This is a genomic window from Alteribacter salitolerans, from assembly GCF_016901055.1.
Lineage (GTDB): Bacteria > Bacillota > Bacilli > Bacillales > Salisediminibacteriaceae > Alteribacter > Alteribacter keqinensis.
The window spans coordinates 91,118-105,816 of sequence record NZ_JAFEUX010000009.1; the positions used below are offsets into that span (position 1 = coordinate 91,118).

Annotated in this window: 17 protein-coding genes; 4 read left to right on the forward strand and 13 right to left on the reverse strand. The window is 44.1% G+C overall.

The window, feature by feature from the left end; all coding sequences use genetic code 11:
- Positions 1-15: 15 nt before the first annotated feature.
- From spoIIIAD to JSY36_RS16310, 9 genes are all read right to left on the reverse strand, one after another.
- Positions 16-405, reverse strand: a complete 390-nt coding sequence (spoIIIAD, locus tag JSY36_RS16270; RefSeq protein WP_122896496.1) for a stage III sporulation protein AD — start codon at positions 403-405, stop codon at positions 16-18.
- 12 nt (positions 406-417) lie between these two features.
- Positions 418-624, reverse strand: a complete 207-nt coding sequence (gene spoIIIAC / locus JSY36_RS16275) for a stage III sporulation protein AC (protein WP_122896495.1) — start codon at positions 622-624, stop codon at positions 418-420.
- A gap of 19 nt (positions 625-643) precedes the next feature.
- Complete coding sequence (spoIIIAB, locus tag JSY36_RS16280) at positions 644-1,156, reverse strand: stage III sporulation protein SpoIIIAB (protein WP_205167156.1); 513 nt, start codon at positions 1,154-1,156, stop codon at positions 644-646.
- Positions 1,153-2,088 (reverse strand): stage III sporulation protein AA, encoded by a 936-nt coding sequence (gene spoIIIAA, locus JSY36_RS16285; RefSeq protein WP_122896493.1) that lies wholly within the window; start codon positions 2,086-2,088, stop codon positions 1,153-1,155. The genes spoIIIAB and spoIIIAA overlap by 4 nt, the downstream gene beginning before the upstream one ends.
- Before the next feature lie 78 nt (positions 2,089-2,166).
- Positions 2,167-2,448, reverse strand: coding sequence for a YqhV family protein (locus JSY36_RS16290; RefSeq protein ID WP_122896492.1), 282 nt, complete (start codon positions 2,446-2,448; stop codon positions 2,167-2,169).
- Between the two features lie 343 nt (positions 2,449-2,791).
- Positions 2,792-3,349, reverse strand: a complete 558-nt coding sequence (gene efp, locus JSY36_RS16295; RefSeq protein ID WP_122896491.1) for an elongation factor P — start codon at positions 3,347-3,349, stop codon at positions 2,792-2,794.
- Positions 3,350-3,385: 36 nt separating this feature from the next.
- Positions 3,386-4,453, reverse strand: coding sequence for a M24 family metallopeptidase (locus tag JSY36_RS16300; protein WP_205167157.1), 1,068 nt, complete (start codon positions 4,451-4,453; stop codon positions 3,386-3,388).
- The gene (gene aroQ / locus JSY36_RS16305; protein WP_122898479.1) at positions 4,450-4,887 is read right to left on the reverse strand and encodes a type II 3-dehydroquinate dehydratase; all 438 of its coding nucleotides are present in this window, start codon (positions 4,885-4,887) and stop codon (positions 4,450-4,452) included. Before aroQ ends, JSY36_RS16300 begins: the two co-directional genes overlap by 4 nt.
- A gap of 65 nt (positions 4,888-4,952) precedes the next feature.
- Positions 4,953-5,465 carry a YqhR family membrane protein gene (locus tag JSY36_RS16310; protein WP_205167158.1) on the reverse strand — a complete coding sequence of 171 codons (513 nt, stop codon included), beginning with the start codon at positions 5,463-5,465 and terminating at the stop codon, positions 4,953-4,955.
- Positions 5,466-5,745: 280 nt separating this feature from the next.
- On the opposite strand from JSY36_RS16310, the gene JSY36_RS16315 reads away from it, so the two are divergent.
- Genes JSY36_RS16315 through JSY36_RS16325 form a run of 3 tightly spaced genes read left to right on the forward strand, consistent with a single transcriptional unit; the run spans position 5,746 to position 7,948 of the window.
- Complete coding sequence (locus tag JSY36_RS16315; RefSeq protein WP_419466049.1) at positions 5,746-6,651, forward strand: DUF1385 domain-containing protein; 906 nt, start codon at positions 5,746-5,748, stop codon at positions 6,649-6,651.
- 37 nt (positions 6,652-6,688) lie between these two features.
- Positions 6,689-7,078, forward strand: a complete 390-nt coding sequence (locus tag JSY36_RS16320) for an SA1362 family protein (protein WP_205167160.1) — start codon at positions 6,689-6,691, stop codon at positions 7,076-7,078.
- 48 nt (positions 7,079-7,126) lie between these two features.
- Positions 7,127-7,948 (forward strand): hypothetical protein, encoded by an 822-nt coding sequence (locus JSY36_RS16325; RefSeq protein ID WP_205167161.1) that lies wholly within the window; start codon positions 7,127-7,129, stop codon positions 7,946-7,948.
- Here the strand turns inward: JSY36_RS16325 and JSY36_RS16330 are convergent.
- The 4 genes from JSY36_RS16330 to JSY36_RS16345 form a co-directional block, all read right to left on the reverse strand.
- The gene (locus JSY36_RS16330; RefSeq protein ID WP_205167162.1) at positions 7,945-8,841 is read right to left on the reverse strand and encodes a patatin-like phospholipase family protein; all 897 of its coding nucleotides are present in this window, start codon (positions 8,839-8,841) and stop codon (positions 7,945-7,947) included. The genes JSY36_RS16325 and JSY36_RS16330 overlap by 4 nt on opposite strands.
- A 375-nt stretch (positions 8,842-9,216) precedes the next feature.
- Positions 9,217-9,648 carry a transcriptional regulator MntR gene (gene mntR / locus JSY36_RS16335; protein ID WP_122896484.1) on the reverse strand — a complete coding sequence of 144 codons (432 nt, stop codon included), beginning with the start codon at positions 9,646-9,648 and terminating at the stop codon, positions 9,217-9,219.
- Positions 9,649-9,857: 209 nt separating this feature from the next.
- Complete coding sequence (locus JSY36_RS16340; RefSeq protein ID WP_205167194.1) at positions 9,858-12,410, reverse strand: vitamin B12-dependent ribonucleotide reductase; 2,553 nt, start codon at positions 12,408-12,410, stop codon at positions 9,858-9,860.
- A 477-nt stretch (positions 12,411-12,887) separates the two neighbouring features.
- On the reverse strand, positions 12,888-13,721 hold the full coding sequence (locus JSY36_RS16345; RefSeq protein ID WP_205167163.1) for a lipoate--protein ligase family protein: 834 nt from the start codon (positions 13,719-13,721) through the stop codon (positions 12,888-12,890).
- A 161-nt stretch (positions 13,722-13,882) separates the two neighbouring features.
- Here JSY36_RS16345 and JSY36_RS16350 point away from each other — a divergent pair, with 161 nt between their 5' ends.
- The gene (locus JSY36_RS16350) at positions 13,883-14,257 is read left to right on the forward strand and encodes a rhodanese-like domain-containing protein (RefSeq protein WP_122896482.1); all 375 of its coding nucleotides are present in this window, start codon (positions 13,883-13,885) and stop codon (positions 14,255-14,257) included.
- Positions 14,258-14,699 lie beyond the last annotated feature (442 nt).

The window sequence follows — 14,699 nt, forward strand, 5'->3', positions numbered from 1 at the left end:
CCCTTTCCCTCCTCTCTATGAAGGCAGCAGCCCAATGACGGTTTCAATAATGACAGAGATGATCGGGATCGCCATTATCATAATAAGCACTTTCCCGGCCAGTTCAATTTTCGACGCAACAGCACCCTGGCCTGCATCTTTGGCAATCTGGGCACCGAACTCAGCAATATAGGCAATTCCAATGATTTTCAAAATCGTTTGAACGTAGACGAGGTTGATGTTTGCATTGTCTGCAAGTTCTTCAAGCATCCCTATAATCGTGCTGATTTTACCCACAAGGAAGATGAAGATGACAACTCCGGCAAATACGGTAAGCAAAAAGGCAAATACCGGTTTCTGTTCTTTAACCACAAGAGCAAGAAATGTCGCAATTAACCCGAGGCCTACAATTTGAATGATCTCAATGGCAACCGCCCCCTAACCTTGGAAGAGGAATACACTGCGGATCGTCTGGAACAAATCATCTACTACCGAAGCGACCATGTACAAAACAACTACGAAGGCGACCAAGGTAACCCACTGTGCCATATCATCCTTGCCCATCTGTTTTAACACCGTGTGCATCATGGCTACGACAATTCCCACCCCTGCAATCTGAAAAATCAAGCTGATATCATAATTCATTATTAAGCTCCTCCCCAGGCTAAATCATAATAAGGGCAATCAGGATCCCGCATAAAAAGCCGAGGCTTTTATACATGGATTCATGTTTCTTCTGGTTTTCTCTTGCGTCTGATTCCTGTTGTTCCAAATATTTTAAAGCGAGGCGCAAATGCTTACGCTGATTTTCCATGTCCTGCAGACCGAGTGTCTGCCCAAACTGAAGCAGTACGTCCCATTCCCCCTGTTTAAACTCAAGTATCCGGCTCATCTTTTTTATCGTTTCTCCCCAGACTTCAGACGCGAGCTTTTCTTCTTTATCAAGGTTATCTGCAAACGTTCGAAACAGCAGGCCAACCGGATCTCTCACTTGCTTTGCCACCCGGTAACATGCTTCTTGTAAAGGGGTTAATCCGTATACCATTTCTGTTTCCAGTGCTTCAAGAGCCACTCTTACATCCTTTAACTGCCTTGTGCGGAGCCTGAGCCTTCTTGACCATTCCCAACCAATGGCAGTTGTTGCCGCAATAACCAGCAAAATTCCCGCCAGCTTCATTTCACCCTCACCTTCAATTCCTTTTGCTCCCGTAAAACAGGAGGATTCGGATTCTGCTTCCTTGTCATGGCTGTAAGTTCAATGACAGTCTCAAATGCCCTGTGATCAAATAATGTCTTTAAAGCAGGTCTTTTTCTCACATCTTCAAGATTTTGACCATGAACAGAGGCAATGACAGTTACACCGGAATGTATGGCTTCCAAAATGGCTTCTGTATCTTCAGCCCGTCCTATTTCGTCAACAATGATAATGTCCGGGCTCATAGAACGAATAAGCATCATCATCCCCTCCGCTTTAGGGCACCGGTCAAGTATGTCCACACGTGTTCCAAAATCATGCTGGGGAACTCCCATTACACAACCGGCAATCTCTGATCGTTCATCAACAATGCCGACTGTTTTAGGTTTCAGGCGTAATCCTTCCCCTTCACTTGCGATGCGGGCAATATCCCTTAGCAGTGTGGTTTTCCCAGTCTTGGGAGGACCAACAATAAGCGTGTGCAGCCATTTGTCTGACTCGGTCATTTTTTTTAGATACGGAATTGCCGCTCCTTTCGTCTGTCTGGCGATTCGTATATTAAACGAGCCAATATCCCGAATACCTTTTACAAACCCTCTTTCTGTGACAACCCTCCCTGCCAGACCGACACGGTGACCTCCGCTTATCGTGATGTAGCCCCTCTTTAATTCTTCTTCGAGCCTGTATACGGAGTGCCCGCTTAAATAGCTGAGAACAAAAGCACCATCTTCCTCAGTTACGATGTAAGGCCTCCCGGAACCCCACGGAAGAAGAAACGCATTGTCCGCTGTCAGGATCTCCAGTGGTCTTTGAACCCTAATTCTGATTTCTTCTATCGAATGACGAACCTTAAGGGGTACGCTTTCTATTTGTTCTCTGATTGAACCCGGGAGAACTGTAAGAACTTGCTCCACATTTTCACCTCACCATCTGCATATAAGAGGTTGTACTAGTTTGAATTTATGCTTGAAACAAGTGAATATTCATAACAGTCAGCTTTTCACACCAATAAGAATGAGTAAAACCCCTCCGAAGATAAGGGCGATCTTTGTAAACGAAAGATCATCTGCCATGGCGTAGACACCAACAGCAACTGATAAAATCAGCACCGACGGTCCGATTACTGCCAGAGCAGCATTGAGTACGAGCGCTTTTTCCACACTGTTAAATTTAAAAATCAGTCCTGCAACGGTGAGTTCCGCCAGGCCGGAAAAAATACGCAGACAAACCATGATTAAAACAGCTGCTTCAATGCCTGTAATCCAACTTTTCATCCACTCACCTCGTCAAAGTCCACTTGGTCTATGCTATGAGCCTTGTCCCTAAAAGAGAACCTCCCGGCCCGTGGGGTCGACCTTGGGGTCTGTCCCCCGAACAATTATGTAAATTTGCAATATGAGGAGGAATGTTAAAAAGAGGGTATTTCATAAGAGCTGCCTTATGAAATACCCTCTCAGATTAGAGCAAATGGATGACACTGCTTCGGGAATTGCGTTTTCCGGATGATTTCACCAGAGGACGTATAATACCCCTTCGGAAAAATGGAATGATCAGCTATACAAAAAACTATAAATATAAAAAACGCCCGCACTAAAATGTGCGGACGCGCTTTTGAGTTTATGCTCTTGAAACGTATTTACCTTCACGAGTATCAATGATAAGAATGTCTCCTTCGTTTACGAAGAAAGGAACCTGAACAGTAAGACCCGTTTCAAGTGTCGCAGGCTTCGTACCACCTGAAGCTGTATCACCTTTAATACCCGGTTCTGTTTCTGTAACTTCCAGCTGAACAGATAAAGGTACGTCAACTCCGATCGTCTCACTCTGGTAAGTAAGAACGGCTACTTCCATGTTTTCCTTAAGGTATTTAAGCTGCTCCTTGATTTGGTCTGTTTGGAGTTCCAGCTGCTCATAAGACTGGTTGTCCATGAAAGTGTGTGTATCACCACTGGAGTACAGGTACTGCATTTTGCGGTTTTCCATGTGGGCTTTGGCTACTTTTTCACCGGCACGGAACGTTTTTTCCTGGATGCTTCCGTTACGGAGGTTACGAAGTTTTGAGCGAACAAACGCCGCTCCTTTCCCTGGCTTTACGTGCTGGAAATCAATTACTGTCCAAATACCGTTATCAACTTCAATCGTCAAACCTGTTTTAAAATCGTTAACTGAAATCATTCTTAGTTCCTCCTGAATCGAACGTGTTTTTAGTTTTTACTCACCTAAAATCAGCAGCTCTTTTGTGGATTTTGACAAGCATTCATTGCCATCCTCTGTTACGATTGTATCATCTTCAATACGGGTTCCACCAACACCAGCTACATAAATACCCGGCTCGACGGTAACAACCATTCCCGGTTCCAGCACGGTGTCGGATTTGAATGACAGGCCTGGTCCTTCGTGTACTTCAAGGCCTAACCCATGTCCGGTCGAATGCCCGAAGTACTCACCATACCCTTTTTCTTTAATGTAATCTCTTGTAAGAGCATCGGCCTGAATACCTGTAATCCCCGCTTTAATACCTTCCATCCCTTTAAGCTGAGCTTCCAGAACCGTGTTGTAAATCTTTTTTAGTTCATCACTCGGCTGCCCTACAGCGACAGTTCTTGTGATATCTGAACAATAGCCTTTATAATAGGCACCAAAATCCAGTGTTACAAGCTCGCCTCGTTCGATCGTCTTGTCACTGGCGACACCGTGAGGTAAAGCGGACCGGTATCCTGACGCCACAATAATATCAAAGGATGAAGATACAGCCCCTCTTTTTCTCATGAAAAATTCAAGCTCATTGGAGACATCAATTTCCTTAACACCAGGCCGGATGTAACTTTGGATGTGAGAGAAAGCAGCATCTGCGATTTCAACTGCTTCACGGATAATTTGTAGTTCCTCTTCATCTTTAATCATCCGAAGCTTTTCGATTACCCCGCTGACAGGTATAAGTCTGGTGTCCACAGCGGCGTTGTAAGTTTCATATGTACCAAAGGTCATATGGTCTTTTTCGAATCCAAGTGCAGAAATTCCCATCGCTTTTGCCTGTTTTCCAACCTCTTCATGGATCGGCCCGGTGTGCTGAACGATCTCATATCCGACTGCCTGCTCGTTTGCCTGTTCCACATAGCGGAAATCTGTAATAAATTTCGCCTCTTTTTCAGATACAAGAGCAACGCCTGCTGATCCTGTAAACCCTGTCATATAACGTCTGTTGCTTGCACTCGTAATTAACATTCCTTCAATTGACTGTTCTGAAAATCTTGCTCTTAAGCTTTCAAGTCTGGTCATGATTTGTTCCCCCTCTGAAAATAATCAAGCGCCATTTTGTAGCCTTCGAAGCCAAAACCACTTATTTGTCCTGCACATACTGCTGCAGTAACGGAAACCTGCCTGAAGCTCTCTCTTGCATGGACGTTTGAGATATGAACTTCAACAACCGGCTTTTCAATTGAAGCGATCGCGTCACGAATTGCGTAACTGTAATGCGTAAAAGCTCCCGGGTTGATAATGATGCCGTCAAACTCACCGGCCGCCTCATGGATCCATTCAATGAGCTCACCTTCGTGGTTGGACTGTTTTGCTTCTACTGATATATTGTTTCCCTTACCATATGTAATCAATTGCTCTTGGAGGTCTGATAACGTTTTAGAGCCATAAACGTCAGGTTCACGCAAACCTAGACGATTTAAATTTGGTCCATTAAGAACGAGAATTTTCATCAGCCTGTCACACCTCCCATGCTTCGATAAAAAATAGAATGTTCCACGGAACATTCTACCATAGGTCTTCAGCTTTGAATAGATTCACCTTCATGCACAGTCCGTTCATGATACTCATATGCCACAGAGTATCCTATAAAAGCTCCATATAAAATGTACAGACACAAAGAGGTAATGATGGTGTTGATATCCAGCTGTGTGAGAGGCTTCAGTCCTGGAAACATCGGGTTAAACAGTCCGAACACCAGCGCCCATAAAACAAAGCCAAAAACAGCTCCCGGCCAGAGTTTATTAATTTTAGCAAGAATCAGCCGGTAAATAAACGCAACCCCGATTGAAACGACACCAATGGCAATAATCCCGACAAGCTGTCCAAGCCAGCCGTTCTTCCAGTCCGGAAGTGCCCACGGCATCAGGATAAGGGCAGGTCCGACCCGGATAAAGTTCAAAGTAAACGAAAGATACCCTATGATACTCCAGAAAACCCCTCCAAAAAAGCCAATCATGGCAACCATTCCATGAAAAGAATTCGATTGTTCTTTTTGTTCCTGTTCCTTTTGATTATTTTTGTCTTCTGACATACTGATCACCTCAAGCGCTAGTATGTCCGTTTTCATTACTTTTAACGGTTTGTTTTCTTTAAGGAGTGTATGCTCTCAGGTACAGGGGAATAATACAAGTAGGATTTATCAGGATTAATAAGGTGTTTTTTAAACGTAATCATTTGATCATTGGAGGTATTCCGCTGTTTCATGTAGAATAGTAAGGTATAGCTTTACAAAGAATAGAAATTGTTAAGATAGGCTGGTGACATCATTGAGTAAACAAAACCAACCACCTGCATACGGCGGCCAGGCTGTTATGGAAGGGGTTATGTTTGGCGGAAAACATACAACTGTAACTGCCATTCGCCGGAAAGACAATACCCTTGATTTTTTTGAAGTAAAAAAGAAAAAGCGGCCATGGGTCGAAAAGCTAAAGAAAATTCCGTTCCTGCGAGGTGTTGCAGCGATTGTTGAAGCAAGCGCCAACGGAACAAAACACCTGAATTTTTCCACAGAACGGTATGACGTCGACCCGGAAGATGACGATAAAATCGAAACGGTTGAACAATCTTCAAAGATGACGATGATCTTAGGCGTTGCGGCGGTAGGTGTTCTTTCTTTCGTATTCGGAAAGCTCATTTTCACTGCTCTCCCTGCAACCCTTGCAGAATTGTTCAGACCGGTGGCACCAGGTCACGTGGCACAAAACCTGATTGAAGGGTTTATTAAACTCATCTTCCTTCTGACTTATATTTACTTAATCAGCCTCACTCCGATGATACGAAGAGTGTTTCAGTATCACGGAGCTGAACATAAAGTCATTAATGCTTTTGAAAATAAGAAGCCGCTGACCGTTGAGAATGTCCAGGCTCAGTCCAGACTTCACTACCGATGCGGCAGCAGCTTTATTCTTTTCACAGTAATTGTCGGTGTGTTTATTTATCTGGCTGTTCCCTCTGAACCTTTATGGGAACGCCTTACGTACCGGATCGCCTTAATCCCTGTTGTGCTCGGAGCTTCCTATGAAGTACTTCAGCTTACAAACAAGGTGCGTCATATTCCGGCCCTTAAGTGGCTGGGTTATTCGGGCCTCTGGCTGCAGCTCCTTACTACCAAGGAGCCCAAGGACGCTCAGGTCGAAGTTGCCATTGCATCGTTTGAGGAAATGCGAAAACGGGACGACGCTTTCCCTGAGGATAATCTGGAAGATCGCATCGTATGATAACAGTAAAATGACAAAAGCTCTTGGAGGTGGATTTATGCTTCGCCAATCTTTTCATCCCTTGTTACTTGTCATGTTCGGTCTTGCAATACTCGGCATTGGCAGCAGGCTCGTTACGGACCCTGCCGGTTTCTTTGTCGGGATTTTTGTAACCATCGGTATTGTCACGCTTCTGTTCCTCCTGTTCAGACATGTAATTATGCCGAGACTTTCAGGTTCCGGCTATGGCAGGCAGTACGCTGCAACTGCCCACAAAGCCCAGCCGAGACCTGGAACGTCGTCATTAAAAGCCGCAAAAAGCAGAAAAGTAAAGCAGGAAAAAAAGCGGAGCCAGAGACCGCTTATTAAGCGGCAATCTGACGTTCAGCTTCGTGTAATTGAGGGAAAGAAAAATAAGAGTAAGAAAAAGAACCGAGCATTATTCTAAACGCTTGGTTCTTTTTCTTCTTAAATTTCCATATCAGGAGGAAAATCGATGACACCTTTTAACGAATCTCTCCCCTACCTTACTTCTGAATTCATCTTAGTTACAGAACTTGATATCATTTTTCTTGTTTTAATCGGACTTATTTTCTGGGCTGTAAACAAAACGATCGGATTTCAGCTCTTTTTTCTTCTCGCTTTTTCTGTAACCATAAGTAACATCATTCAGCTCTTCTTTCCAGGCGTTATCATCGGCAGCACCTGGGTGCCGCTTACACATCTGCCAGTGCAGGCAGTAATGACTTTTTTTGCTTTTTTTATACCGCTTACAAGGAACAAACTCGAACTTTCAGCATCAGTCGCCCCTATACTCGCGTTTTCAATTACGTTTCTCTTTTTTACAAATGCATCAGTGTTTTCAATCGTAGGTGCCATTATCATTGGCGGGTTTATTGTTTATGCATTTTACAGAAGCTTTGACTGGATCGGCTCTATGCCTGACAGGTATGTGATGGTCTTTTCCATTATCCTCCCAGTTTTTCTTGCGGCCGTCATTTATCCAAACACCCAGGCTCTTCTGCATACCGGTTACCTCCTCGGTGCAGGAGTGGGTATTTCTCTGGAATTTATTAAAGTCCGAATGAGTATTCCTTCCGCTACTCTAAGAAAACGGCTCACGGCAAGTGCATTCGGTCTTTTCGGTATCGCCCTTTTTAAAATATTTGCTCCGTTTTTTTTCTCGTGGCTCCCACTCCCTCTGTTTACAATGGGCGTCATTATCGGGCTGTGGATTACATTCATTGTCCCTCTCCTGCTTGTTGTAACAAAGTTCTATAAACAAGAAGGGGTTACCCAGATTCTTGAATCACGTTAGTTGCTCCAGCGTTTCAGAAAATCAAAAGTACTGGTCTCCCCTAACTGAATCAGGGATTGTTTCTGCTCATCCGTAAGGGCAAAATCTGTTGTTTTTACATCCTTTACAGGTATGAATACGATATCCTTTGCCAGATCTCTTGAGATATAACGCTGATCATGAGCCGTTCGCATCGTTTCAACCATGGCATAGGTAAACTGCATGGCGTTTTTAATCTTTCTTGGGTTCGCACTCTCCTCCTCGAGAGTCGGGCTCAGGCGAAAGCCAAGAACCGGTCTTGTAAGCCTTTTTTGATTTCTTTTCTTAAAAACCCACATGGGGAAGTTGCTGAGTACACCGCCATCTACAACATAAGAAGGCTTTGCTGTACCATCATAGATTTTAACCGGCTCAAAGAAGAAGGGTATACTGCAGCTCATCCGAATAGCCCGTGCGACAGAGAACTTTTCAGGGATTCTCCCGTATAGAGGAAGGTCGTCAGGGAGAACGACAAAACGCCCGTTTGTAATATCTGATGCCACCATCCTCAGCGAGCCCGCAGGCAGATCCTCGAAAGTAGATACCCCCTTGGACTTCAACGTTTCTACCATCCACTTTTCAAATTCATTTCCTTTGTAAAGTCCAATTTTTTTATACATTGTCAGCCATCTTAAAAAAGGAAACGGAAACATCGACCTTCGTGGATCGAGAAGCTGGCGAAGGTCCATTTCTTCAAAAAGGTCAAATATTTCCCCACTGGTAAAACCAGCTTTAATAAAAGCTGCTGTAATCGCTCCTGCGCTTGTTCCGGCAACCCTTTCAAATTCAATCCCCTTTTTTTCAATGGCGTTGAGGGCCCCAACAAACGCAAGAGCTCGCACACCTCCGCCAGCAAAAACGCCATCTATCTTCACAGGCCACTCCCCCTTTATTCCATTGTAAGGGTGACATAACAAAAAAATGCTCGCTTTTTGGTAATACAGCTCGTCTAAATCTTGAAGTCTCGGGCACTCCTGTTTTATTTCTTTTTTAGCACAAGCAGCAATCTTTACGAATAGATCCTTCACAAAAACCACAATCATTGTGAACACAGACGTTGGGAGCAATATATTCCCACTATGGCGTATGGGCGTATAGTATGCGGTCTTTTTTCGGCTGAGTTATCCTGTTCCTCTTATTTTCACAACGCACCGTGCGAAGTTATATTTGAATGAAGGGATATAACACCGTTTCTAATTCTTTTTCAAGGCAGCCGTGAGTCCAACCAAAAAAAGCAACCATAACCAGCGTTATGATTGCTCCTGTTCTTCACTTTTCTTTTGTACAAGCCGGAGATCGTCCACACGTTTAGGTTCTTCATCAAAATATTGAACAAGGTCTCCAATCCGGTCAATCGCATCCCAACTGAGGTGATGCTCAATCCCCTCTACGTCCTGATAGATGGTTTCACCATCCACACCAATGATTTTCATAAATTCTTCCAATAATTCATGTCGGTATACAAGGCGCTTGCCGATCTTCTTACCCTTGGGCGTCAGTACTAACCCACGGTACTTTTCATATATAAGATAGTCTTTTTTATCAAGCTTTTGAACCATTTTTGTAACCGATGACGGGTGCACCTCAAGTGACTCGGCAATATCAGACACACGTGCATAGCCTTTCTCTTCGATTAACAGGTATATTCGTTCCAAGTAATCTTCCATACTCGGTGTTGGCATACTGTCCCCTCCAAACTTCCCCCGCTTAAAACACCCTGCATCCTGAACACCAAGGGTAACAGTGCGCTTGAAAGCAAAAACAGTCTTTTCTCTGTTTCTTAGTATACTACAAATAAAACCGCCGGACTACCTCGCTCATGTACAGAACAAAAGAGGCTGTTCAAAAGGGAGGGGTCCCCCCTTTTAAAACAGCCTCTTATTTTATTCCATTATAGTCCGCACTTCAACTGTGCATTACAGTTTGTACATGTGTTGCATCCGCCAAGGTCTTCTACTGTTCCTTTACGGCAGACAGGACACTTGTCGCCTACTTCATTTCCGTACTTTACTGATGTAGAGCGTAAGTCGGAAATGGTATTTAGGAGAACCACTTTCCCTTTTTCCTGAGCATGATCGGAAAGCTTTTCTGCTGGTTCGTTCATGTCATTTTCTTCAGCTTTAAGGGTAAGAACCTGTGAGTCACGGCTTCCGTCAACATAAACCGTTCCACCTTTCGCTCCTCCCTTATAAAGGCGCTCATAAACTGATTTTACCTGATCAACCGTATATCCCCGCGGGGCGTTTACTGTCTTACTGAGTGAACTGTCTACCCAGCGCTGAATCACACATTGTACGTCCGCGTGAGCTTCCGGTGAAAGTTCCATACTTGAAACAAACCATTCCGGCAGCTCATTGGGATCCACACGCGGGTTCGCATCCAGGTATTTCTGAAGAATTTCCGCTTTTACTTCAATAAATTTACCGAGGCGTCCGCTTCGGAAATACGAAAAGGAAAAATATGGTTCAAGGCCGGTGCTGACACCGACCATGGTTCCGGTAGATCCGGTGGGAGCCACAGTCAGAAGGTGAGAGTTTCTAATCCCGTAATTCTTAATACCTTCCCTGATATCTTCCGGCATCCCCTGCATGTAGCCAGTTTCAGTGTAGGCGTTACGGAGTGTTTTTGTTTCCCAGTCTGATTCACCGGTAAGGAATGGGAAGCTTCCTTTTTCTTCTGCAAGCTCAATGCTTGTACGGTACGCGGTTGTTGCAATCGTTTCAAAGATTTCATCCACGAGCTTGTTCCCTTTTTCCGATCCGTAAACCGTCTCTGTCAGAATGAGCAGGTCATGAAGACCCATCACACCAAGACCGACACGACGCTCACCCTTAGCCTGCTTAGTGTTTTGTTCCAGGAAATAAGGTGTTGCATCGATAACGTTATCCTGCATTCTGACACCGGTGGCTACCGTTTGTTTTAACTTTTCAAAGTTCACCGTTTTTGTTTCCCTGTCTGCCATTTCCGCCAGGTTAACAGCAGCAAGGTTACACACACTGTATGGCGCGAGAGGTTGTTCCCCACACGGGTTTGTTGCAACCACTTTTTGTCCGTACGCACTTGCATTTGTTTTCTCATTGGCGTTGTCAATAAAGAAGATGCCAGGCTCGGCTGAGTAGGTTGCACAGACGTTAATCAGATTCCATAGCTCTTTCGCTTTGATTGTACGGTATGTTCTGACACCAAACCCGATAGCTTCCCACTCACGAACGTCCCCATACTCATGCCAGTCACGGTTGTATGCTTCCATCTCTTCTTTTGAATAATTCTCTACATCAGGAAAGCGAAGGGCGTACTCACTGTCATTTTCAACAGCCTCCATGAATTCTTTTGTAATGCAGACGCTGATGTTGGCCCCGGTAAGGAATTCGGAGTTGTTCACCGTGTAGGTGCCGCCGGTGCGGAGTTTTTCTTCTGCTTCAGCGATGACCTTTACGTCGAACCCGCCCTGGCCCTCTATCGTTTTATAGTTAACAATGCTCTGATACATTGCCTCTTCCACTTCAGTGAGCGGCGTGAATTTAAGCTTGTCTTTTACAAGACTCCGGATCTGCTCATCTTGGGTATTTTCAAGTAAGTATCGTAAAATACGGGGATTCTGCATTTTCGATATGATAAATTCCAGAATGTCAGGGTGCCAGTCAGATAACATAATCATTTGAGCACCACGTCTTGAACCGCCCTGTTCGACAAGGTGAGTAAGCTTGGCGATGTCATCAAGCCAGGAAACAGACCCTGATGATTTCCCGTTTACTCCTCTGGCCAGGGTGTTTCTCGGTCTGAGTGTTGAACCGTTCGTTCCCACACCACCGCCCCGGCTCATAATCTCCATGACCTGTTTGCGGTGTTCAGAGATCCCTTCACGGGAATCGGCTACAAACGGCATCACATAGCAGTTAAAGTACGTAACATCCGTACCTGCCCCTGCTCCGTAAAGTACACGCCCTGCAGGTACGAAGTTCATATTCACCAGTTCGTGATAAAACTTCTGAAAGCTTTCTTCCCTTTTAACCGGGTCAGTTTCTACTTCTGCCAGGCCCTTCGCATTACGCTTGGCAATCTGTTCGTAGTAAATTTCAAGAGGCTTATCAATCGTATCAAGAGAACGGGTTACAACTCCTGTTTCTTTTTCTTCTGCATTATCCAGTACGCCATGGAACTCCTGGTCAACCTGGATTCTCGCTTTACTTTGGATCCAGTCGACCTCAAGAACATGGCCGTATCCTCTTGCAGGAAACTTCGGATCTGCCTTCACAGTCAGCACGACAAAGTCTCCTTCTTTCAGTGTCTTCTTTTCTGTATCTTTAAACGTATAGCGGTCCAGCATAACCAATCGTGATACTCCGCTTTGCATTTTGTTCATCTCAGGAGTGATTGGAAACACTTGCGGGAACTGTTCAATATCCCGGTTCAGTTCCTCAACATTAATCGACATAGCAGACATAAACGTTGTCACATGCATTCTCCCCTTTGCTTTCTTTATAAAACTCTTATGCGTATATCTGGTTGTCAAAGATCAAACGCCACCTATATATAGGTGACGGATGGTAATCTTTGGTGTAATTAATCTTGTTTCAGCTTACCATAGTTTTCTGTACCCATCAATATATTGTGTTAAACATTTTATCAAAAACACTATATATTGCGTTTTGTGTAAAGAAAAACATTTTTGTCAACTTTAAAATTCCTCATTCGGCAGAGGATAAATGAGTAAATCAGACATCTTTTGCGGAAAAACGCTGATTTCGACTAAATTTGTTGATTGCATTTTTCTTCAATGACTTTAATTCTTCTCATCTTAAATAACAGCGCAAGATGAAATGTTACCACATTTTTTCCCTGTTGAAAATATAAATGAAGGGGTCCAAATTAAGTTAATAAATTGAAAAAACCTCACACCATAGGTGCAAGGTTCAAAACATTAAGATTTATAGTTCCAATCATCTGTTCCGTACTTTCTGTAAGCAAGTACCTGAACTTCTTTTTCCTGTTCATCAGAAAGTACAATATGCTCAAGACGAACGTTCAACCCTTTTTCAAAGCCTTCTTTAAAAACTTTCTTTGCCTTTTCCACAGGAACTTTTTTACCTAACAGTTCCTCTATGGCTACCGCCTTGTTCTTAAAGCTTCGCTGCATCCGTTCCCTCACCCGGTCATTTGGGTAGTTGAACACATCAAACAGCTTGTCTTCATTCAATGACAAGATGATTGAGCCGTGCTGAAGAATAACCCCTTTCTGACGGGTCTGGGCACTGCCGGCAATTTTTCTTCCCTCCACAACGAGCTCGTACCATGATGACGCATCAAAGCATACAGCCGACCGTGGATTTTTCAGGTTGTTTCGCTCCTCTTCCGTCCGAGGAATGGAGAATCCTGCATCAAGTCCAAGTTCAAGAAACCCTTCAAGAAGTCCCTGGGATATCACCCGGTATGCTTCCGTTACCGTATCCGGCATTTGTGGATGATCTTCACTGACAATGACGCTGTATGTAAGCTCATCTTCATGCAAAACCGCTCTTCCCCCTGTGGGTCTTCTTACAAAACCAAGCCCGTGCCGATTTACCGCATCCATATCAATCTCTTTTTTTGCTTTTTGGAAGTAGCCTACTGACAATGTCGCCGGATTCCACCCATAGAAACGAACAGCAGGCGGAATCTTCCCTTCCCGATGCCAGTCCATCAGCTTTTCGTCCAGCGCCATATTATAATAAGGATTTTTATCCCCTGAATCGATAAAATACCATTTTTCTTTCATATCAGTTCCTCACTTTGCTGATGACGTCCCGTCTATCATAACGAATTTTCCCTCTTATGACAAAAGGTTCGTTTAATACGATTGCAGTTTAAGCTGTTTCCATATATCATTACTAGAGGAGTGCTCAACAGAGACAATTTAGAAGGAGTGGAATACGTACGATGACACCATGGATTCTTGCTATTACTACTGTAATTCTTATATTCTTTATCGTTTCCCGTGTGATCAAGCCGAAATACCTGAGATCACTGGAGACGGAAGAATTTAAGAAAGACTATCGAAAAGCCCAGCTTATTGACATCAGGGAAGAAAAAGAGTTTAACACTGGACACATTCTGGGGGCCCGGAACATTCCATTGTCACAGTTGCGGCAGAGACAGACGGAAATCCGCCCGGATAAGCCGGTTTATATTTACTGCCAATCTGGGGCCCGTTGCATTCAGGCTGCAAAAGTTCTTAAAAAGAAACGCGGTGCCGAAGATATTGTCCAGCTCAAAGGCGGATTCCGCAAATGGACAGGGAAAATTAAAAAATAACGGCAGGGAGATCGTTCACTATGAACGGTCTCTTTTTCTTGTGGCTTTTGTCAGGTGTTGATTTACACTCCCTGCACTCCCTTTCCGCAGGGAACCGGTGAACCTCGTTGCAAGCCTCTGGAGTACCCCTGCTTCTTTTCCTGACAATAATGCTTCGTAGCTTTTTACACCGAAGCAACTCGAAGTTCATTCGTAAAGTAAGAGCTCATTGTTCCCGAAATAATGTCCTCCATTCACTGGAATCAGCCTCTTCAAAGGCTATCTTCGTATTAATTGTTGCTATTTACACTTCCTTTAGAGTAGTGGAAAAGCATATGAAGCCTACGTGCCCTTCGCTTTCCGTGGCGGTGCCGGCAAGCCTCCTTCAGCTAAAAGGATGCCACTAAAAAAGTAAAAAACAACTTTTTCAGTGCCTTTTATTTAAGTGGCAATGGCTCCATTC